Annotated in this window: 21 protein-coding genes and 1 tRNA gene; 5 read left to right on the forward strand and 17 right to left on the reverse strand. The window is 58.2% G+C overall.

What is annotated here, in order from left to right; translation table 11 throughout:
- Positions 1-12 precede the first annotated feature (12 nt).
- From QP904_RS11060 to clpS, 3 genes are read right to left on the reverse strand one after another with little or no spacing between them, the layout of a single operon-like run.
- Positions 13-939 (reverse strand): P1 family peptidase, encoded by a 927-nt coding sequence (locus tag QP904_RS11060; RefSeq protein ID WP_239204921.1) that lies wholly within the window; start codon positions 937-939, stop codon positions 13-15.
- On the reverse strand, positions 939-1,475 hold the full coding sequence (locus tag QP904_RS11065) for a DUF2017 domain-containing protein (protein ID WP_023020861.1): 537 nt from the start codon (positions 1,473-1,475) through the stop codon (positions 939-941). Before QP904_RS11065 ends, QP904_RS11060 begins: the two co-directional genes overlap by 1 nt.
- A gap of 4 nt (positions 1,476-1,479) precedes the next feature.
- On the reverse strand, positions 1,480-1,806 hold the full coding sequence (clpS, locus tag QP904_RS11070) for an ATP-dependent Clp protease adapter ClpS (RefSeq protein ID WP_023020860.1): 327 nt from the start codon (positions 1,804-1,806) through the stop codon (positions 1,480-1,482).
- A gap of 122 nt (positions 1,807-1,928) precedes the next feature.
- On the opposite strand from clpS, the gene QP904_RS11075 reads away from it, so the two are divergent.
- Positions 1,929-3,257 (forward strand): nicotinate phosphoribosyltransferase, encoded by a 1,329-nt coding sequence (locus tag QP904_RS11075; protein WP_034655966.1) that lies wholly within the window; start codon positions 1,929-1,931, stop codon positions 3,255-3,257.
- Positions 3,258-3,275: 18 nt separating this feature from the next.
- Positions 3,276-5,255: an ATP-dependent DNA helicase gene (locus QP904_RS11080; RefSeq protein WP_200288694.1), complete on the forward strand. Its 1,980-nt coding sequence runs from the start codon at positions 3,276-3,278 to the stop codon at positions 5,253-5,255.
- Here QP904_RS11080 and QP904_RS11085 read toward each other — a convergent pair.
- The 4 genes from QP904_RS11085 to nrdF form a co-directional block, all read right to left on the reverse strand.
- Positions 5,221-5,952, reverse strand: coding sequence for a peptidyl-tRNA hydrolase (locus QP904_RS11085; protein ID WP_284836075.1), 732 nt, complete (start codon positions 5,950-5,952; stop codon positions 5,221-5,223). The genes QP904_RS11080 and QP904_RS11085 overlap by 35 nt on opposite strands.
- Positions 5,945-7,135, reverse strand: coding sequence for a phosphoserine phosphatase SerB (gene serB / locus QP904_RS11090; protein ID WP_284836076.1), 1,191 nt, complete (start codon positions 7,133-7,135; stop codon positions 5,945-5,947). Before serB ends, QP904_RS11085 begins: the two co-directional genes overlap by 8 nt.
- 101 nt (positions 7,136-7,236) lie before the next feature.
- A complete protein-coding gene (gene ctaD / locus QP904_RS11095) occupies positions 7,237-8,931 on the reverse strand; it encodes an aa3-type cytochrome oxidase subunit I (protein ID WP_049360978.1) in 1,695 nt (564 codons plus the stop codon).
- Positions 8,932-9,273: 342 nt separating this feature from the next.
- The gene (gene nrdF / locus QP904_RS11100) at positions 9,274-10,263 is read right to left on the reverse strand and encodes a class 1b ribonucleoside-diphosphate reductase subunit beta (RefSeq protein ID WP_023020854.1); all 990 of its coding nucleotides are present in this window, start codon (positions 10,261-10,263) and stop codon (positions 9,274-9,276) included.
- A 141-nt stretch (positions 10,264-10,404) separates the two neighbouring features.
- On the opposite strand from nrdF, the gene QP904_RS11105 reads away from it, so the two are divergent.
- A complete protein-coding gene (locus QP904_RS11105; protein ID WP_284836077.1) occupies positions 10,405-11,100 on the forward strand; it encodes a FadR/GntR family transcriptional regulator in 696 nt (231 codons plus the stop codon).
- Positions 11,101-11,155: 55 nt separating this feature from the next.
- On the opposite strand, the gene nrdE is transcribed toward QP904_RS11105, so the two are convergent.
- The 6 genes from nrdE to QP904_RS11135 all read right to left on the reverse strand — a co-directional run bounded on the left by nrdE (position 11,156) and on the right by QP904_RS11135 (position 17,041).
- Positions 11,156-13,318, reverse strand: coding sequence for a class 1b ribonucleoside-diphosphate reductase subunit alpha (gene nrdE / locus QP904_RS11110; protein ID WP_023020852.1), 2,163 nt, complete (start codon positions 13,316-13,318; stop codon positions 11,156-11,158).
- A gap of 54 nt (positions 13,319-13,372) precedes the next feature.
- Positions 13,373-13,804: a class Ib ribonucleoside-diphosphate reductase assembly flavoprotein NrdI gene (gene nrdI / locus QP904_RS11115; protein ID WP_023020851.1), complete on the reverse strand. Its 432-nt coding sequence runs from the start codon at positions 13,802-13,804 to the stop codon at positions 13,373-13,375.
- 22 nt (positions 13,805-13,826) lie between these two features.
- On the reverse strand, positions 13,827-14,066 hold the full coding sequence (nrdH, locus tag QP904_RS11120; protein ID WP_023020850.1) for a glutaredoxin-like protein NrdH: 240 nt from the start codon (positions 14,064-14,066) through the stop codon (positions 13,827-13,829).
- Positions 14,067-14,370: 304 nt separating this feature from the next.
- On the reverse strand, positions 14,371-15,276 hold the full coding sequence (locus tag QP904_RS11125) for an esterase/lipase family protein (protein ID WP_248099397.1): 906 nt from the start codon (positions 15,274-15,276) through the stop codon (positions 14,371-14,373).
- Positions 15,277-15,442: 166 nt separating this feature from the next.
- The gene (ykgO, locus tag QP904_RS11130; RefSeq protein ID WP_003847162.1) at positions 15,443-15,565 is read right to left on the reverse strand and encodes a type B 50S ribosomal protein L36; all 123 of its coding nucleotides are present in this window, start codon (positions 15,563-15,565) and stop codon (positions 15,443-15,445) included.
- Positions 15,566-15,685: 120 nt separating this feature from the next.
- Positions 15,686-17,041 (reverse strand): sugar porter family MFS transporter, encoded by a 1,356-nt coding sequence (locus tag QP904_RS11135; RefSeq protein ID WP_284836078.1) that lies wholly within the window; start codon positions 17,039-17,041, stop codon positions 15,686-15,688.
- 25 nt (positions 17,042-17,066) lie between these two features.
- Between QP904_RS11135 and nadE the strand changes: the two genes are divergently transcribed.
- Entirely contained in the window at positions 17,067-17,888 is an 822-nt protein-coding gene (gene nadE / locus QP904_RS11140; protein ID WP_023020847.1) for an NAD(+) synthase, read from the forward strand.
- Here nadE and QP904_RS11145 read toward each other — a convergent pair.
- Together QP904_RS11145 and QP904_RS11150 are read right to left on the reverse strand one after the other, a co-directional pair.
- A complete protein-coding gene (locus QP904_RS11145) occupies positions 17,885-18,610 on the reverse strand; it encodes a fructosamine kinase family protein (protein WP_023020846.1) in 726 nt (241 codons plus the stop codon). The two genes, nadE and QP904_RS11145, sit on opposite strands and share 4 nt — an antisense overlap.
- Positions 18,611-18,640: 30 nt before the next feature.
- A complete protein-coding gene (locus tag QP904_RS11150; RefSeq protein ID WP_023020845.1) occupies positions 18,641-19,015 on the reverse strand; it encodes a DUF805 domain-containing protein in 375 nt (124 codons plus the stop codon).
- Between the two features lie 78 nt (positions 19,016-19,093).
- On the opposite strand from QP904_RS11150, the gene QP904_RS11155 reads away from it, so the two are divergent.
- A complete protein-coding gene (locus QP904_RS11155) occupies positions 19,094-20,002 on the forward strand; it encodes an NAD(P)/FAD-dependent oxidoreductase (RefSeq protein WP_284799139.1) in 909 nt (302 codons plus the stop codon).
- Between the two features lie 53 nt (positions 20,003-20,055).
- On the opposite strand, the gene QP904_RS11160 is transcribed toward QP904_RS11155, so the two are convergent.
- Positions 20,056-20,128 (reverse strand) — tRNA-Ala (locus tag QP904_RS11160).
- A 76-nt stretch (positions 20,129-20,204) separates the two neighbouring features.
- A complete protein-coding gene (locus QP904_RS11165) occupies positions 20,205-20,936 on the reverse strand; it encodes a DsbA family protein (RefSeq protein ID WP_284799140.1) in 732 nt (243 codons plus the stop codon).
- Positions 20,937-20,962: the final 26 nt, after the last annotated feature.

A 20,962-nucleotide genomic window follows, 5' to 3' on the forward strand; every position in this document is an offset into this window, starting at 1 on the left:
ATGCGCCTTATCTTAGTCCAGCAGATCGCGGTACACGCTCAAGCCCAAGCCAGGCTCGGCGGCGGTAACCGCGTTGACAATCGCTTCCTCCACGGCATCGGCGGCAGCGGCGCAAATCTGGGTCATTATCTGCGTGCTGAGTTCGGCCGGGCGCTGCGCGGTGGATAAGGCAAAGATGGTGTCACCATCTAGCGGTGAATGCGCAGGACGCACCGCGCGGGCGATGCCATCGTGGGCAGTCATGGCCAAGCGCTGGGCTTGGGCAGTGTTAATGGGGGCGTCGGTGAGCACGGCACCGATGGTGGTATTGAGCTTGGACTCCGCTGGATGTGGCAAGGCGCGGTAGGCAGCAGCATTGACCGCGGTGCTCCCTGGCGCACCGTAGAGCCGGCCGGACTGCGGATCGATGACCTCACCCACAGGGTTGGCGACCATCGCGGCGCTAACCTCGTAATTTCCTACCCGGCGCGTAGCTAGGCCGAAGCCACCCCGCAGCTTGCCGGCGGTAGCACCCACGCCGGCTCCCACCGTGCCCATGGTTTCATCATTGCCCGCCAGCGCGGCTCGGAGCGCGGCCGCGCCCTCTTCCGGCCCGGGTCGGGAAGGCCCGACCAAGAGGTCAAAAATGACGGCACCGGGAACGATGGGCACACGCGGACCGGGTTTTTCCTCGCCAAAGACCGGGAAGCCAATCCCCTGCTCTGCCAGCTCATTCATCACGCCGTCCGCGGCTGCCAAGCCAAAGGCGGAGCCGCCCGACAACACCACTGCGTGAACCCGCTCGACCGTATTATGTGGCTGCAAGAGATCCGTTTCCCGGGTGCCTGGTCCGCCACCGCGCACGTCGACGCTGCCGAGCGCGCCGCCCGGCCCGCAATAGAGCACCGTGACGCCGGTATCGGTGCCGCTAAAATGCCCGATGCTAATGCCGCCCAGCATTAATCCATCAGCACCTGAAGTAGCGAATCCTGGCAAAAGGCAAGCCATTCCACCAGGCTATCGCGGTCCAACATCAGGTTGTCATCAGAAACATCGCCCGCCGCAACGTAGAGGCGCAGATCGTTTAGGCCGGCAACGAAGGCGTGGGCCTCCTGCTCATTAATGCTGACCTCTACCCCACCGGTGGGGCCGAGAGCCGTGCCGATCACCTGGAGGTTTTCCAATTTGGCGCGCGCAATGTCATTTTCGTGCAGCGAACGCAGCAAAGAAGCATCGCCTTCGTATTCCTCATCGCCGGGCATTTCAAAGTCTGGAAAGAGGCGGGCCAGTGAAGGATCTTCTGGGGCTTCCGTATGCCCAGTAGGCATATCCAGCATCTCTGCTAGCTCATCCTTAGGTGCAGACTGCGCACGCTCGATGATCGCCTCAGAGACGGTAGCGGTGAGATCTCCCAAAACCTCGCGCTCCATCGGCTCGAAGACAGCCGTAATTTTTGGCGCGCGCATAAGGGACTTCTTTTTCTTCCACGGTTGCATCTAGTTAACCTGCCTGCTGCATCGTCGCCCACAGACCAGCGATCTGGAGCTTTTTCACGTCCGCTTCAATCTTGTCTCGCTCGCCGCTGGAGACGGCGGCCTTGCCCTCAGTATGGACCTGCATCATGAGTTCATTGGCCCGCTTCTTGTCGTATCCCAAAACCGTTTGGAATACATAGGACACGTAGCTCATGAGGTTGACTGGGTCATCCCACACGATGCACATCCACGGGAGGTTCTCGCTCGTGGCCACATCTACGTCGATTTCTTCGTCCAATTCGGGCGTAGCCATAGGAGAGCTCATGCGGACTACGGGAAATTGCGCCTTCATGCTTTCTAGCCTAACCACTTTTGGGGATTTATTGTGGGCCAGCCCGATCTGGCTGCGGACAATCTAGGTCCAAAGAATCTAAACCTCTGAAAAACACCTAGTCAGTGGGTATTATCACTCACGTGAATGACAAAGCTATTCCTAATGATCGCTCCACCGCTTTACTGACGGATAAATACGAGCTCACTATGCTCCAGGCCGCGCTGCGAGACGGCTCGGCAAACCGCCAGGTCACCTGCGAGGTATTCGGCCGCCGTCTGCCCAATGAGCGCCGCTACGGCGTGGTTGCCGGCACCGAGCGGGTCCTGCGGGCGGTGGAGGATTTCCGCTTTTCAGCCAATCAATTGGCAGAGATGGACTTCCTGGATGAGAAAACCAAGGAATACCTGCGTCACTACCGCTTTTCTGGGCAGATTGACGGCTACCGCGAGGGTGAACTCTATTTCCCCAACTCCCCCATCTTGACGGTGCGCGGCACCTTTGGAGAGTGCCTCATTTTGGAGACCGTTATTTTGTCCATCATGAATGCCGATTCCGCGGTGGCCTCGGCCGCCTCCCGCATGGTCACGGCGGCCGATGGCCGCCCGATTATCGAGATGGGTTCGCGCCGCACCCACGAGTATGCGGCGGTAACCTCCGCCCGCGCGGCCTACCTGGCTGGCTTCGAAGCCACCTCCAATTTGGAGGCGGGCTACCGCTACGGCATCCCTGTCTCCGGCACCGCGGCCCACTCCTGGACTTTGGCGCACACAAACCCGGATGGCACTCCGAACGAAGAGGCCGCCTTCCGTTCCCAGATCGAGACCTTGGGCGTGGACACCACGTTACTGGTGGATACCTATGACATCACCAAGGGCGTAGAAACCGCAGTGAAAGTAGGTGGCCCGCAGCTAGGTGGGGTCCGCATAGATTCCGGTGACTTGGGCGCCGTTACCCGCCGCGTGCGCAAACAGCTGGATGATTTGGGCAACCACAACACCAATATCGTGGTCTCTTCCGACCTCGACGAGTTCGCTATCGCCGGCCTGCGCGGCGATCCGGTAGACGTCTACGGCGTCGGTACGTCTGTGGCAACCGGGTCTGGCGCACCGACCGCCGGCATGGTCTACAAGGTCGTAGAAGTAGACGGCATCCCAGTGGCCAAGCGCTCTACTTCCAAGCAGTCCGTCGGCGGTGCCAAGCGCGCGCTACGCACCTACCGTTCCTCGGGCGTGGCGGTGGAAGAGATCGTCTATCCCTTTGACGCGCCCGCGCCAGATACCGGCCAGCTCGATACCCGCGAGATGACCATTCCGCTCATGCGCGATGGACACATCGTGGATGAGCTGCCGGATCTGCATGCCTCCCGCGAGTATTTGGATCAGGCCCGCAAGACCCTGCCGTGGGAAGGCCTAGCGCTCTCCCGCGATGAAGCAGCAGTGCCCACACGGATGGTGGGCTTTAAAAAGTAGGCCGCTAGACTGTGTGGGGTGAGTGAGCACGCAGATGAGCCCCTAAACCTCGACACGGAAACGCTGCTGGACAAGGCCGTTGCTGCGTTGGGTGGTAGCCAGCGCGAAGGCCAGGTGCGCATGGCCACGGCCGTCGCGGCCGCGCTCGATAAGGAGCGCCACTTAGCAGTGCAGGCCGGTACCGGCACCGGTAAGTCGCTGGCCTACCTAGTCCCGGCTATCCGGCATGCAATGAACTCAGGGTCCACCGTCATCGTCTCCACCGCGACCCTGGCATTGCAGCGCCAGCTGGTGGAGCGCGATCTGCCCCGGCTCACGAAGGCCCTTGCCCCTGTTATGGAGCGCACTCCTACCTTCGCCATCATGAAGGGCCGCAATAACTACCTGTGCATGAATAAGATTGCGGCTACCCCGGATGACCCGGAAGCTCTTATCGACGAATCCGAGATCTCCCGCCGCGGCAAGGCCGTGCGCCGCATCCACGAATGGGCGCAAGAAACCGAAACCGGTGACCGCGATGACCTCGAGCCAGGTGTACCGGACCTAGTGTGGCGGGCGGTGTCGGTAACGTCCAACGAGTGCTTGGGGGCTTCGCGTTGCCCGCACGGGCCAGACTGTTTTGCGGAAGAAGCTCGCAGGGCGGCTGCCGACGTCGATATCGTGGTCACCAACCACGCCATGCTGGCCATCGACGCTATCTCTGAGGCAAATATTTTGCCCGAACACGACGTGGCCATTATCGATGAGGCCCACGAGCTCGACGGCCGGATCACCTCCGTGTCCACCGCGGAGATTACTACCCGCGCCATCAAGATGGCCGCCAACCGCGCGAAGTCCTTAGGCAATGCCGGCAACCTTTCGGATCTGGCCGAGGAATTCGATGACCTGATGAAAATCCAGGAGCCCGGACGGTGGACCGACTTGGATGAAACTTCGCAGGGCCACCTGCGCGCGCTCGCCGAAGAGTTCCTGCGCGTTAAGTCTCTCGTTTCACGCGCACCCGAAGGCGAAGCCACCGATGACCCAGAAAAGAACGCCGAGCGACAAAACTTAAGCAACCACCTCTCCGACCTCGCGCAAGCCGTATCCCGCATGCTGGAGGTCTTCGCCACCGATGACCCAGCCAAGCAGGACGACGTAGTCTGGCTCGAACGCGATCCGCGCAGCGACGCCGAAACCCTCGCCGTGGCACCCCTGTCCATCGCCCACATGCTGCGCGAGAACCTCTTTGGGGAACAAACCGTTGTGCTTACCTCGGCCACCCTCGCCCTCGGCGGCCGCTTTGATGCTATGGCCGCACAGTGGGGCATGCCGAGCGGCACCTATGACACCTTGGACGCGGGCACGCCCTTCGACCCAGCCAAATCCGGCATTTTATACACCGCCAAGCATCTGCCTGCTCCGGGCCGCGATGGGCTGTCTAAAGAATCGATCGAGGAGATCTATGAGCTCATCATGGCCGCCGGCGGGCGCACTCTCGGGCTGTTTTCCTCTCGCCGGGCCGCGGAAGAAGCAGCCGCCGCGCTCAAACCCCGTATCCCGTTTGATCTCTTCGTGCAGGGCGAAGATTCCATAGGTGCGCTAGTAGAGAAATTCTCGCAGAAGGAAAACTCCTGCCTCTTCGGAACGCTTACCCTATGGCAGGGAGTGGACGTTCCAGGGCCGGCGTGCTCGCTGGTCATCATCGACCGCATTCCATTCCCTCGCCCAGACGATCCCCTCATGCAGGCGCGCGCCCAAGCAGCCGATGCCGCCGGCCGCTCCGGGTTCATGGAGGTCTCCGCCAATCACGCCGCCTTGTTGATGGCGCAGGGAGCCGGCCGTCTGCTGCGCCACGTGACCGATCGCGGCGTGGTCGCCGTGCTTGATAACCGCTTGGAGTATAAGCGCTACGGCAGCTTCCTCAAGGCCTCCATGCCGCGCTTTTGGCAGACCACTGACGCGAGCACGGTCCGGGGTGCGCTTAAGCGATTGGTCGCCGCAGGGCGCACACGGTAGCCGAGTCTGGCGCGATTTCCGTAAAGCCGGCGTCAACGATGACTACAGCGCCGTCTTGTGCGCAGGCGGTGCGAAAATCCGTCGCGGAAACCTCGCGCACCGAAAGCTGAAAGCCGGTTTCCGCCCAGTCGCGCGCTTCATCCACCGACATCGCGGCGGCCAGCATCATCGAGCCGTGGCCTACCTGTGCCGCGACCTTGCCCGCAGACATGTCGAGGCTGCGGTCGACGTAGATAACGGGGGCATAGCTAAGCGGGGCTCCGGGTTCGTCATAGGCAAGGTCGGTGTGGCCGATCTGCAGCTTGGCAATGAGAGGATCCACCTCTGCTACGGCCGAGGGCGCAAAAGCGCGGGCGCGGTCCGCTACGGTCACGCCGGGCAGGCTTTGTACATCGCGCCACGCTTTATTGCGCGCGCGGCGGGCGATCTTGCGGATGCGGTGGCCATACCACTGCCCCAGCGCCTGCGCGAAGGCGCCGTCCTCGCCCGCGCGCTCGTCGAGGCACACTGCTGCTACGGCACGTGCGGCCGCTTCTAGCACCGCCGTACGTGTCGGCGGCTCCTGCTTCGGCAGATTAAGCGCAATCTGCATAGCTTGAATCGTGGCCGGATCATCTGGGTTCTCAGGATCATCGCGCCACGAGCGTGAATCACAGGCTTCCACCAAACGCTGATGCGCTCTGTCGAATTTATTCATCAACAACCTCCTCGGCCGGAATACCCAAAATTTGCAGGACCTCATCCAGCCGCCGGTGGTTTACAGAGGTATCCGCCACTTCCTGCAGGGCCGGTTTAGCATTAAAGGCAATCCCCAGCCCAGCAGCAGAAATCATATCGATATCATTGGCGCCATCGCCCACGGCCACCGTCTGCCGCATATTTACCCCCGAATCCGCGGCGAACTCCCGCAGAAATTCCTCCTTCGCTTTGCGGTCAACCACCTTGCCGGTCACCCGGCCGGTGAGCTTCCCATCTGCGATCTCCAAGGTATTGGCGCGCACATAGTCCAATTCCATCTCCGCAGCTAGACCCTCTAATACTTGGATGAATCCGCCGGAGACCACCGCAGTGCGGTAGCCAATGCGGTTCAACGTGGCGATGGTTTCCCGGGCGCCCGGAGTCAATTGAATATCGCGGGCCACCTCATCGATAATGGCGGCATCCAGCCCCTCCAGCACGGCGACGCGCTCACGCAGGGAGGCCTCAAAGTCCAGCTCCCCGCGCATGGCCCGGGCCGTTACTGCGGCAACCTCGTTCTCCTTTCCCGCATGGGCGGCCAGCATCTCGATGACCTCGCCTTGAATGAGGGTGCTATCGCAGTCGAAGCACACCAAACGCTTGGAACGCCGACCCAGGCCCGCGGGCTCAATGGCGATATCGATGCCGATCTGCTGCGCCAGCTCCGCTAATGCCTGGCGCACAGGTGCAGCGGAACCATCGAGAGATAGAAAAAGCTCCAGTCCGGTCAACGGAGAGGTCGAAAGCCCGCGGATGCGATCGATATTGGCATCGAAGTTGGCCAGTACGCGGGCAACTTCCTCCATGTGATGGGCGGTAACCTGCGTACCCATGAGGACCACCACATAGCTTGAGCGGGCTCGAGCAGTGGATTCTTCCTCCCGCAGGTCTACGGATACCTGCTGACCGTAAATGCTCAAGGTATTGCGCAGCCCCTGTGCAATCTGCTCGGCACGCGCACCAGGAATGCGGGTATGGGCAGCGAGGGTAATGCGGCCGGAAAAGATGGCTTGTTCGACGTCGACAAGCGTGGCGTTATGGGCCGCCAGAACGCGGAAAAAGGCCGCCGAGACCCCAGGCTTATCCGGCCCGCTGGTCGTGATGACTGCATTGGTATCAGCTTGAGTACTCACGCCGCCCATTATCGCACGTGGGGTACAGAAGATACGCCAAAGCCGCCTCCCATTACCCATTAAGGGCTGGGAGGCGGCTTAAGTCAGGAGTTTGTGCGAGTTACTTCGCTTTAGTGGCTACCCACGTGTGCTTCCTCGCGCATGCGCTGAACCATATGCGGGTAGTGCAGCTCGAAGGCCGGACGCTCAGAGCGGATACGCGGCAGGGACACGAAGTTGTGGCGCGGCGGTGGGCAGGAGGTTGCCCACTCGAGGGAATTGCCGTAGCCCCATGGGTCATCCACGGTGACAATCTCGCCGTAGCGCCAAGACTTGAATACGTTCCAAATCAGCGGGATAACGGAGGCGCCGAGGACGAAGGAGAAGATGGTGGAAATCTGGTTGAAGACCGTGAAACCATCAGACTCCAAGTAGTCAGCGTAACGACGCGGCATACCCATGTTGCCTACCCAGTGCTGAACCAGGAAGGTGCCGTGGAAGCCGATGAAGGTCAGCCAGAAGTGAATCTTACCCAAACGCTCATCCAGCATACGGCCGGTCATCTTCGGGAACCAGAAGTACAGACCCGCGAAGGCGGAGAACACAACGGTACCGAACAGGGTGTAGTGGAAGTGAGCAATCAAGAAGTAGGACTCAGCCAAGTGGAAGTCCAATGCCGGGGATGCCAGCATAACGCCGGTCATGCCGCCGAAGAGGAAGGTTGCCATGAAGCCCATAGCGAAGATCATCGGGGTATCCCAGGTGATGTGACCCTTCCACATGGTGCCGACCCAGTTGAAGAACTTAACGCCGGTAGGCACCGCAATAAGGAACGTCATGAAGGAGAAGAACGGCAGCAGGATAGCGCCGGTAACGAACATGTGGTGTGCCCACACAGCCATGGACAGGGAGCCGATGGCCAGCAGCGCGAAGACCAAGCCGATGTAGCCGAAGACCGGCTTGCGGGAGAAGACCGGAACAACCTCAGAAACAACGCCGAAGAACGGCAGCGCGAGGACATAAACCTCAGGGTGGCCGAAGAACCAGAACAGGTGCTGCCACAGGATGCCGCCACCATTAGCGGAATCGTAGATGTGGCCGCCCAGCTTGCGGTCATACAGGACGCCCAATGCGGCAGCGGTCAGCAGCGGGAAGATCATCAGCACGATGGCGGATGCGGTGAATACGGCCCAGCTGAATACCGGCAGGCGGAACATGGTCATGCCCGGTGCGCGCAGGGTCAGAATGGTCGTAATCATGTTGATAGCGGAGGCAATGGTACCGACACCGGTAGCGCCCACGCCGACGATCCACATATCCGCGCCGATGCCCGGGGTGTGGACGCCATCAGCCAGTGGCATGTACATGGTCCAGCCGAAGTCAGCTGCACCACCTGGGGTGACGAAGCCCAGCAGCATCACGGTGCCGCCCAGCAGGGTAACCCAGAAGCCGAAAGCGTTCAGTCGGGGGAAGGCCACGTCCGGCGCGCCGATCTGCAGCGGCAGGATGTAGTTACCAAAGCCCCACACAACTGGTGTTGCAAACAGCAGCAGCATCACGGTGCCGTGCATGGTAAACAGCTGGTTGAACTGCTCATTAGACAAGAACTGAAGACCCGGGGTGAACAGCTCCGCGCGGATCAACAGTGCCATAAAGCCACCGAGGAAGAAGAAGCTGAAGGACATGATCAAGTACATGATGCCCAGCTGCTTGTGGTCGGTGGTGGTTAGAAATACCCAAGCCTTTGAACCGGTCTTCGCATTACCGGTTGGCTCTGGACGTGTAGGGGCGACGTAATCGTCGACCCGTGGCGCCACAGCGGTCATAAAATCCTCCTGATTAACAAAGTGCCTGTGGGCAGGGCCCACCTACACCTAGGTTTACTCGCATTATATTAGGCCATTTTCCCCTGTTCTTTCCAGCTTCCCCCAATAATGAGCCGCACGACCACGCCTCGACACTAACCACATCTTTCACATAGGCCCTGCACGTGGCGCGGCCGCCAATTCTGGCACGGATTTTCGGCCCCCAATTACCGTGCTATATGTCACAGACGCGCTTAATTGTGCACCCCCAAAACGCGAAAACACACCCCCGCTCGTTATCAACCTTTCGATTGATTTAGAGCAGAAGGTGTGCCGCTAGACCACGCTGATCAGCGGGAATGCTTAGAAGTCCCAGTCATCATCCGTGGTGTCCTCAGCCTTGCCAATGACATAGGAGGAACCAGAGCCAGAGAAGAAGTCGTGGTTCTCGTCAGCATTCGGCGAAAGCGAAGACAAAATGGCCGGGGAAACGCGAGTCTCGTCTGCTGGGAAGAGCCCCTCGAAGCCCAAATTATTCAGCGCCTTATTGGCGTTATAGCGCAGGAAGCGCTTAACGTCCTCGGTCCAGCCCAAGTCATCGTAGAGATCCTCGGTGTAATCGATCTCATTGTCATACAGGTCGTAGACCAAGTCGAAGGTGTATTCCTTCAGCTCCGCCTGGCGCTCCTCATCCAGCTGCTTATAGGCCTGCTGGAACTTGTAGCCAATGTAGTAGCCGTGCACGGCTTCATCGCGGATAATCAGGCGAATGATATCGGCGGTATTGGTGAGCTTCGCGCGGGAAGAGAAGTACATCGGTAGATAGAAGCCGGAGTAGAACAAGAAGGACTCCAGCAAAGTGGAGGCCACCTTCTTCTTCAGCGGATCCTCGCCCTTGTAATAGGACAAGATGATCTTGGCCTTCTTCTGCAGGTTCTCGTTTTCTTCGGACCAGCGGAAGGCATCGTTGATCATGGGTGTGGACGCCAAGGTCATAAAGATATTGGAATAGGACTTGGCGTGCACGGACTCCATAAACGCAATGTTGGTGTAGACCGCCTCTTCGTGCAGGGTCTGGGAATCCGGGAGGAGGGAAATCGCACCGACGGTGCCCTGGATGGTATCCAGCAGCGTCAGGCCGGTGAAGACCCGCATGGTGGTTTCCTTTTCCTTCTCCGTCAGCGTCTTCCAGCTAGGAAGATCATTGGAGACTGGGACCTTTTCTGGTAACCAAAAATTACCGGTGAGGCGCTCCCATACCTCGAGGTCCTTTTCATCCGGGATGCTATTCCAGTTAATGGCCTTAACTGGCTTTTCATGACTAGAAACGTAGTCATCGTACTCGTGCGACACGCGGCGTCACTCCAATACTAAAAACGACAAATTCAGGTTCCCAGCATACCCAATTTGCCCGCCCTCCAAACCATTGTGCTGGATACCACTTACCTATACTGATCTCAATTACTTCGGAGCATGCAAAGAAAGGATTTCCGCATGAGTGCCACCCCTCCCCTGCTGGGTTCCGTGGTGGATAGGCTCGGCGCCGAGATCGTAAGCGGAGACATCGCCGAGGGCGAGCGGTTCCGTCTGGGGGACGTCGAAAAGCGCTTTGGCATCTCCCGCACAGTGGCCCGTGAGGCCATGCGCACGCTCGAACACCTCGGCATGGTCCGCTCTGGGCGTCGCGTGGGAATCACGGTGCTGCCGATGGATAGTTGGGCAGTATATGACCCGGCGATCATTGGTTGGCGGTTAAATAATGACAAAACCCGCGGGCAGCAAGTGGCACGCCTCAACGAGTTGCGGCTGGGAATTGAACCGGTGGCGGCCCGACTCGCAGCCGGCAATGCCAGCGCCCAGCAGCGGGCGGAACTCCTTCGCCTCGCCGCGCGTTTAGCCGAGCTAGAATCCACTCCTTCCCCGCGCGTGGGCGAGGAACTGGAAACCGATCTGCGTTTCCACACTTTAATTTTGCGGGCTTCCGGCAATGAGATGCTGGCCGCGCTCGCCCCTTCGCTAGTAGCCATGCTCAAGGGCAAGTCCGTCTTTGGTTCCCGCAAGCGCGATCCCATAGGCGGGACCACACAACTGCACATGGAGCTGGCCCGCGCCATTGATGCTGGGCTTGCCGACGCCGCCGAAAGCACTTCCCGCACCATCCTCGACCGCACCAGGGCAGAAAACGGTTAAACGCCTCGATGCACGTCCTTCCCCACGACGTGCATCGAGGCGTTCAACCTACGGTTTAGAGCATGCAGGATACGCAGCCCTCGACCTCGGTGCCCTCCAGCGCCATCTGGCGCAAGCGGATGTAATACAAGGTCTTAATCCCCTTGCGCCACGCATAAATCTGCGCACGGTTGACATCGCGGGTGGTTGCGGTGTCCTTGAAGAAGAGGGTGAGCGATAGACCTTGGTCCACATACTTAGTGGCTACGGCATAGGTATCGACGATCTTCTCGAAGCCGATCTCATAAGAGTCCTTGAAGTACTCCAAGTTGTCATTATCCATGTGCGGCGCCGGGTAGTAGACGCGACCGATCTTGCCTTCCTTGCGGATCTCAATCTTGGAAGCAATCGGGTGGATGGATGAGGTGGAGTTATTGATATAGGAAATCGAACCCGTCGGTGGCACTGCCTGCAGGTTGCGATTATATAGTCCGTACTTGGCCACGTCCTGCTTCAACTCCTCCCAGTCCTGGGCGGACGGGGTGTGGATCGAAGAGGACCCGAAAAGCTCCTGGACCTTCTTTGTCTGCGGCTTGAACTCTTCCGGATCGTAGCGGTCGAAGAATTCGCCGGAGGCGTACTCGGACTGCGGGAACTCCTTAAAGTACTCACCGCGCTCGCGGGCAATCTTATTAGAGGCACGCAATGCCGCATACAGCACGGCCGCGAAGTAGGCATTAGTGAAATCCAAGCCTTCTTCCGAGCCATACTCGATGTGCTCGCGACCCAAGTAACCGTGGAGGTTCATCTGGCCCAAGCCGATAGCATGGGACTCGTCGTTTCCGCGGCGCACAGACGGCACGGAATCGATGGATGTCTTATCCGCCACAGCGGTCAGGCCACGGATGGCAGTCTCCACCGTAGTGGCGAAGTCCGGCGAATCCATGGTCATCGCGATATTCAGCGAGCCCAGGTTACAAGAGATATCGCTGCCCAGCTCCTGGTAGGTCAGATCCGCATTGAATTCGGAAGCGGAGTTAACCTGCAGGATCTCCGAGCACAGGTTGGACATGTTGATCCACGACGTCTTTACCGGATTGGCGCGGTTCACGGTGTCCTCGAACATGATGTACGGGTAGCCGGACTCGAATTGCAGCTCTGCCACGGTCTGGAAGAAGTGACGGGCGTTGATCTTCTTCTTACGGATGCGTGGGTCTTCTACCATCTCCTCATAGTGCTCAGTAACGGAGATGTCACCGAAGGCCTTGCCATAGACGCGCTCTACGTCATACGGCGAGAAGAGGTACATATCGTCATTGCGCTTGGCCAACTCGAAGGTGATATCCGGCACGACGATGCCCAGCGAGAGGGTCTTAATGCGGATTTTCTCGTCCGCGTTCTCACGCTTGGTATCCAGGAAGTCCATGATGTCTGGGTGGTGCGCATTGAGATAGACCGCACCAGCGCCCTGGCGGGCACCAAGCTGGTTGGCATAGGAGAAGGAATCCTCCAGCAGTTTCATTACTGGGATAACACCGGAAGACTGGTTCTCAATGTGCTTAATGGGCGCGCCGGATTCACGAATATTAGACAGCAGCAGGGCCACGCCGCCGCCGCGCTTGGAAAGCTGCAGCGCGGAGTTGATGGAGCGTCCAATGGACTCCATATTGTCCTCGATGCGCAGCAGGAAGCAGGACACGAGCTCGCCACGCTGGGCCTTACCGGCATTGAGGAAAGTTGGGGTGGCCGGCTGGAAACGACCGTTCATAATCTCGTCCACAAGGCGCTCTGCCAAGCCAGTATCACCGTCTGCCAAGAATAGGGCGGTCATGGAGACGCGATCCTCAAAGCGCTCGAGGTAGCGACGACCATCAAAGGTCTTCAGCGTGTAGCTGGTGTAGTACTTATACGCGCCCAGGAAGGACTTGAAGCGGAACTTATAGGAATAAGCGCGCTTAAAAAGCTCCTTAATAAAGGAGAAGTCATACTGCTCGATGACTCGTGGGTCGTAGTACTTGTTATTAATCAGGTAATCGATCTTTTCTTCCAGATCATGGAAGTAGACCGTGTTTTGATTAACGTGCTGCAGGAAGAATTGGTTTGCGGCCTCGCGGTCTTTATCAAACTGAATCTTGCCGTTTGCATCGTAGAGATTCAGCATCGCGTTGAGAGCGTGGTAGTCCAACTGCTCTTCCGGCTTTACTGGCTCGGCGACGGTCTTCCCCAATTGCGTACTCACAGCTGACAAGGCCTTTCTTAAAAATCAGGATCTTTATTTAAGTCGTGGTGGGTGCTAGGCCGCGGCCTCGAGCCCAAGCTCGGCGGCGTTAGCCATTAAGCCTTCACGACAAATTTTTATATCGTCATCGTTTCCCAGCAACTCGAAACGATATACATAGGGCACTTTACATTTGGCACTGATGACGTCACCAGCCTTGCCAAAGTCGGCGCCAAAATTGCTATTACCACCCGCGATTACCGCGCGAATGAAACTGCGGTTGTGCTCATCATTAAGGAACTTAATTACCTGTGAGGGCACGGGACGGGAATTTTGGTGGCTAATGGACGCGCCCCCGCCATAGGTGGGACACACCAAGACATAAGGTTCGTTGACCTTGAGGGGCTCCTCCGTGCGGCGCAGCGGAATGCGCGCGCTGGGAAAGCCCAGTTTCTGCACGAACCGGTGCGTATTTTCCGTTGCGGAGGAAAAATACACGACCAACATCGCTACTGGCCTCCCCTACCCCTTAGGCGGATGCCGCTAGGGAAGCCAGGCCCTTGATACGGTCTGGGCGGAAACCAGACCAGTGCTCACCGTTGGCCTCAACTACTGGGGCCTGAACGTAACCCAATGCCATTACGTAGTCGCGAGCCTCGTCATCGGCCGAGATATCAACTAGGTCATACTCGAGGCCGGCACGATCGAGGGCCTTCTTGGTGGCGTTGCACTGGACGCACGCTGGCTTGGTGTAAACGGTGATAGACATATAGATCCTTAAAGCTCCTGCATTGAAAACTCGTCAGAACGGGGAGCGTTTCCCGCCTATTCGGGCGCTTCCTGCGCCGCTCTGAACAACATCAACGACACTATACTTTGGGGGAAAGACCCGCAACCAACACAATATGTAGTAGTTACAAGCATGGTATTCCCAGGATGACACACCCCCAGGCCCCACATGTTGACCACACCCAAGGACAGCCATGAAACTACATCAATGAGATTCCTGCGGGTTTACCTGGAATTCACCGTTTTGTGTGTCAAAGTTCACATTTCCGGTGTGGCGCTTCGCTTCAGGAACCGACCGTCGATGACTCCCCGGAGACACAGGTCGACGGCCGCGGCCCCTCCCCTGGGGCGCGCTTCAGGCCAAAAATGACCTGGCTCAGCGCCGTGCGGTCAGTCAGCAGCTTATCGTGCCGAGGAGCCACGCCGCAGACCTCACCAAGGTCGAGGTTCACCACATCGGCGCCGTCGACAGCTACCAGCTGCGAGGAGCTATTCGGGGTTACCGTCGTATCCGCCGGCGAGTAGATGGAGGTGTAGAGCACGCCCGGCGCGGTGTCCGGCAGCGCATTGAGCCTTTGCATAAATTCCGAACCCACCACCTGTTGGATGCCGGCCGTGCTGGCCAAGAAGGCGGCGAGGCGGGGTGCGAAGGCGATGAATTTGGCCAGACCTTCGCCCTGCCCACCCAGCGTGGTGCCGTGGAAGTTGCCGCCTAGAGCCACAGCCCGAGCGACGTGCTCAGCCCCGCCGTACATTTGGGTATAGGTCTTAATATGGGTACCGCCCTGGGAATGGCCTACCAAGTCCACTTTCTCTGCGCCGGTTACCGCTCGGACATAGTCCACGTGCCGCGCTATTTCCTCGGCCGCATCATCCAAATCTGAAATGGCCTTCGTTGAGGGGGAGGCATTCTGCAAAGAAACATCATCCGCTCCATAATCAAAGGCCCATACGCACGCACCCTGATCCTTCAACATCGGAATCAAGCTTTTCCACACACCCGCATTGTTATAGGTGCCATGCAGTAGCACCACCGGCTCAACAATCTGGCCAGAAGGCACACAGGAAGGGTCATTGATCCCAAAGGACTCTGGAACAGAGGATTCCCACTCCGACTGAGAGGCATTAGCAATAGGGGCGGATAGCCCAAGGGCTGCAGCAGCAAGCACAGCAACAATTCGCCGGGACATTATTCTTCTTTCTCACGACACATAACGGCGATTTGATTATATTCATACATATCTCTTTATTCCCCGTGGCCCTGGAGAAAATTATCCCTTGTGCCATAATTCACCCATAAAAAAAAATCCGCCCCACTCCGGATAGCCGGAGGGAGCGGATGGAATCGCGAATCAATTAGCCCTGACGAGCCTTGAAACGGGGATCCTTCTTGTTGATCACGAAGACCTTACCGTGGCGGCGAATAACCTGGGCGCCCGGCTTCTTCTTCAGCGACCGAAGGGACTTACGGACCTTCATCGGGCGCTCCTTTCGTTATGCGCAATCTACATGCGGTTGAATAAGTAAAGCACGGACTGGGAATCCCCAGCCATGACACGAGGAAAAATTTTACCTCACACGGCCGTCAATACCAAAACACTAAGGCTTGACGACTGCGGACTCGCGCTCGTAGCGCGACTTCATCTCCTCGCCTACCTCATCCAGGCTACGTCCCATTGTCTCTGGAACCAAAATGCGGGTATAGGCAATGGCGATGAGACCAAAGACTCCAAAGACCATAAACGCCACCGGGCCAGTCAGCCACTCCACTAGCGGCAAGAAGTACTGCGCTACGGCCCAGTTGGTGGCCCACAACGATAGCCCCGCAATGCCCATGCCTAGACCACGTACCTGCAGCGGAACTAGCTCGGAGATAAGCAGCCACGTCGTGGGTGAGACCGCCGCTTGTTGGAAAGCAATAAACAGCGCCATAAATATCAAAGACACCATGGCCATAGCGGTGGAATCCTGGGCGTGGGAATAGGCGAAGGAAAGAATGAATAGCGAGACCACGTTGCCGGTCAGGCCGATAAGCAATAGGCGCTTGCGCCCAATGCGGTCTACTACCTTTAGGCCAACCCAGCAGGCGAGCACAGATACCGTGCCGATAACGATGGACGTGTAGACCGAATTGGCCGTAGAAATCCCCACCTGATTCATCATGGTCGGTGCGAAATACACAATGGCGTTGACACCGGTAATCTGCTGTGTGAGCCCCATCAGCATGGCCAGCAGCACCGTAATCTGCATCCACCGGTTGGCGGCAAGCGCCTTCCACTCAGACCCGCTGGACTTGCGCGCGGTCTCCTGCGAAGTCAGCTCCGAAATATCCATTCCGGCGCGCCCGGCAATTTCTTGGGCACGAGCCATCTTGCCGTTCGTCGCTAGCCATACCGGAGTCTCTGGCAGAAACACCATTCCGAGTGCCAACGCTAGTCCTGGCACGGCGGCCAAGCCCAGCATCCACTCCCAACTGCCAGTAGAGGCCAGCGCGGAGTTGACCAGGTAGGCCATCAACTGGCCCACCACAATCGCCAGGGTATTGAGAGAGACCATGCGCCCGCGCACCTTGGCGGGCACGATCTCCGCGATGTACATGGGCGAAACGATGGATACCGCACCTACAGCAAAGCCCAAGAACGTGCGTGCCGTAGCCAGCATGCCCACCGATCCGGACAGGGCGCACCAGATGGAGCCCAACACGAAAATGATGCCACCCGCAATCAGTGTGAAGCGGCGGCCAAACCTATCGGCGATGCGCCCGGCTGTCAGCGCACCAACAGCCGCCCCCACAAGCAGCATCGAGGTCACCCACCCCTCTTGGTGGGCGCTCATGTCGAATGCGGGGCTAATAAAAAGCAAGGCACCGGACATCACTCCGGTGTCGTATCCAAAAAGCAGCCCGCCGAGGGCCGCTATGCCAGCTACTACCTTGACATAAACATCCTTATTCACAGCACAATATTGTGTCAGAGCTACCATGAACGTCATGTCGAACGATGCCGAAAACCTGCAGCAAACCATCATAAAAGCCCTGGGTGTACGCCCCTTTATCGATCCAGAAGCGGAGGTCCAGCGCCGCGTAGATTTCTTGGTTGACTACCTGCGCACCACCGGTGCCAAGGGGTACGTGCTGGGGATTTCGGGCGGCCAGGATTCCACCTTGGCAGGAAAGCTCGCGCAACTGGCGGTTGACCGCGTCGACGGCGCGGAGTTTTGGGCCGTGCGTCTGCCTCACGGTGTGCAGGCTGATGAGGACGATGCCCAGATTGCCCTGGATTTCATCCAGCCCGATCACCGCCTCACCGTCGATATCAAACCAGCTACCTTGGCCCTCGACGAGCAGGTGGCGGATGCTGTGCAGCTTGCCGACGTCACCGATTTCAACCGCGGCAATACCAAGGCCCGCCTGCGCATGACCGCCCAGTACGCCATCGCCGGCGAGGTCGGCGCCCTCGTCATCGGCACCGATCATGCGGCGGAAAACGTCACCGCTTTCTTCACTAAGTGGGGCGATGGCGCGGCAGACCTCCTCCCCTTGGCCGGGCTCAACAAACGCCAGGGCGCCGCTCTCTTAGAGCACCTCGGCGCCCCGCGCTCTACCTGGGAGAAAATCCCGACCGCGGATCTGGAAGACGATAAGCCCCAGCTTCCCGACGAAGAAGCCCTCGGCGTCACCTACGCCCACATCGATGACTACCTGGAGGGCAAGGCGGTTCCCGACGCCGCCCGCGAACGCATCGAAACCCTATGGCGCCGCGGCGCTCATAAACGCGTCATGCCGCAGGGGCCGAGCCTTTAGGCCAGCGCCTCCAAGGTTGCGGCAGCCGCACGCTCCAGCGGCCGGTTATAGCTTGCACCGTGCGTGAGCGCATGCACCGCTAGTGGATGCAGCTGATGCATAGGAATCCACTTCTCGATATCTTTCGGCGCACCATAGCCCTGGAAAATTTCTTCTAGGTATGGTGCCCCGAAAAGGGCCAGCATTCCCAAATCCGTATGCGGATGCCCGCCGTGGGCAGCGGGGTCAATCATGATGCCGCCATCGGAACCAAAGAGCAGGTTTCCCGCCCACAGGTCACCGTGGATGCGAGCCGGCGCCACATCCCAACTGCGCGCGGCGATGGCATCGCAAGCTCGCCTTACCAAATCCAACTGCGCCGAACTAATCCCAGCCAGTTCCGCAAAAGGCAGCACGCGCTGTTCGACGTAGAACTCACCCCAGTTATCCGTCGGGATGCAGTCTTGCTCGATGCTGCCGATGAAGTTCTTTCCCTCCCATCCGGCAGGAGGTGCGCCAAACGCTTCGACTCCTGCGCGGTGCATGCGAGCCAACTCCGCACCAAACTTCCTCGCCGCCTCCGGCGTGGGCATGACCTCGTCCACGCGCTCGGTAACGATCTCTAGCCCGTCGGCGCTTACTACGTTGACCACCGCGTCGGTAGCTTCCCCAAGCCACCGCAATCCTGCCGCCTCGGCGCCAGCTTGATCTGTGTCGCGTACTCGCTTTGAAAAAGTCTGCATGGCGCCCAGCCTAATCCGGCAGGGAAATTTTTAAAGCGCCGCGCGCTCCCGCGTGGGCAAACACATCATGAATAGAAGCGCTAACCCACCGAACATTGGGATAAACCCGATCAAGCATAAGAACCCCGTTCTCCCAGAATCGTGCAACCGCCGGAAAATTAAGGAAACGACCGGCATAGCAAGAAATCCTTTTACAACAGGCTTGATATTCACGCCATAATGCTGATCGATGGCGTTAATTGGCACTGAAATCAACACTAGAAAGCCAAATACCCACCAGAACTCACTCACAGACGCTCGGCCCAGGAAGTTGAAGTATCGAATAAAGAACCTGCCCACTGCCTGCGCAGGAGACGCCCCGTAGAGCGCATCGCGTGCAAAGAACCCCGTGGATTCGTAAGCCATAACGCGCGGGCCCCTTCGACGTTGACTGCATATACTCGGCTGCGAACCATGCTACCCACTTCCCATAAAGGATGAGCAATGCAATCAGACGTCATCATCATCGGCGGAGGTTTTGCCGGCACCGCCGCTGCCATCACTTTGGCCCGCGCTAACCGGAATGTTCAGGTTATCGATTCCGGCACTCCCCGCAATCGCTTCAGCGAACATTCCCACGGCATCCTCGGTCTCGATGGCGTGGCTCCCACCGAGCTGCTCGAACGCGGCCACGCGGAGGTTAAAAAATTCGGCGGCGCCATTACCCACGCCACGGTGGAAAGCCTCTCCCGACCTTCCGAGCAGGCCCCGTGGCAAATAAGACTCACCGATGACACGCTTCTAGAATCCCGCCATGCCCTCGTTGCTACTGGTCTCACAGACAAGCTCCCTGAGGTCCCTGGTCTTAGTGATTTATGGGGAACGCGCCTCTTTCACTGCCCTTATTGCCACGGCCACGAGGTCAAGGGGAAGAAGGTTGCGCTCATTGGCGGCGCGAATCCGCCTTTTACTATCCGCATTAGCAAACTGCTTTCTAAGTGGACGAGTGCTCTGACCTTCTACCCCAACGGCCTTGAGCTCACCGAGCTTGACCGCACCCAGCTCGCCGGGTTGGGCGTAGAGATAAACGAAGCGAAGGTGACACAAGTCCAGCCGGATCAGGCATCGCCCACCGGCGTAGAAGTACACAGCGCCGATGGAGTAAGCATCTACGAAGCATGCTTTACTGGGCCCGATTTTCTGCCCAACGATGCACTGTTGCGGGATGCCGGTTGCGAATCGGCCAATGGCTGGATCAAAGCAGAACGTGGCCAAACCTCAATATCGCGCTTATGGGCAGCCGGCAATGTAGTCAGCTCGCCGGATCAGGTCTCCCAGGCGATGGGTAGCGGCGCCGCCGTAGGCATTGCTATCGACCAGTGCATGCTTGATGAGGACTTAGCAAAACTATAGGCACCCAAGACAAACTAAAAGGAGAGGAACTAATGTTCCTCTCCTTTATATTGTGGAGCTAACGGGATTCGAACCCGTGACCCCCACACTGCCAGTGTGGTGCGCTACCAGCTGCGCCATAGCCCCTCAAACGAGGTGCAACCTTGTGGGCTGCAACTCGCTTAAATATACATGGAGGGTATTTAACTCTCCAAATCGCCTGCTACTGGGTGACGATTTCTACCCAATCGCCCAGGTTCTTGCCGGCCTTTTGGTCCTTTTCGGATGGAACATCCTTGCCATTTTGAACAATACGCGGCGAGGAGACAGAGCCGGTTTCTTTATCCAGCTTGTCGTAGTTGGTCTTCGCCACCTTATTGCCCTGCTTGATGTCTACGTCCTTCATGGACTCAACAACATCATCTTCGGCGCCAAGCTCCTTGGCTTGGTTAGCAATATCTTCAACGCCCCACTTATTAGCAACACTTTGCTGGTTTTGCATGAGGAAGTCACGCAAATTCCAATAGGTTTTGATGTCGCCGGACTTTGCCAACTCCGACATAGCGGCTGCCGCCTTCGTGGAGTAGCCCTCCTGACCTTCAATATCCTTGCCATCCAGGAAGTTGAGGGTGCGCACATGAACGATCAGCTTGCCCTCTTCGATAGCATTCTTCATGTCGCCGTCGGTAGCCTGAGCCAATTCAGCACAGTGTGGGCAAGAGTAATCTTCGTACAGATCTACCTTAGGGGTATCGTCCGTAGCGCTCTCGCCCTTCAACGTGATAGCACCATCATTGAACTCCATAGTCATATTGACGTCTTCGACGCCATCATCAGATTGCTTACCGTTCCACACGATATAGCCAATGACAACGGCAATGATGACGAGAAGTACACCGACTCCCCAGATAAAACCGTTGCCACCCTTAGCGTTCGGGTCAGTTACTTTGCTCATTTGAACCTTGCCTTTGAAAATTCTCG

Origin of the sequence: Corynebacterium nasorum (assembly GCF_030229765.1) — a bacterium.
Taxonomy (GTDB): Bacteria; Actinomycetota; Actinomycetes; order Mycobacteriales; family Mycobacteriaceae; genus Corynebacterium; species Corynebacterium kefirresidentii.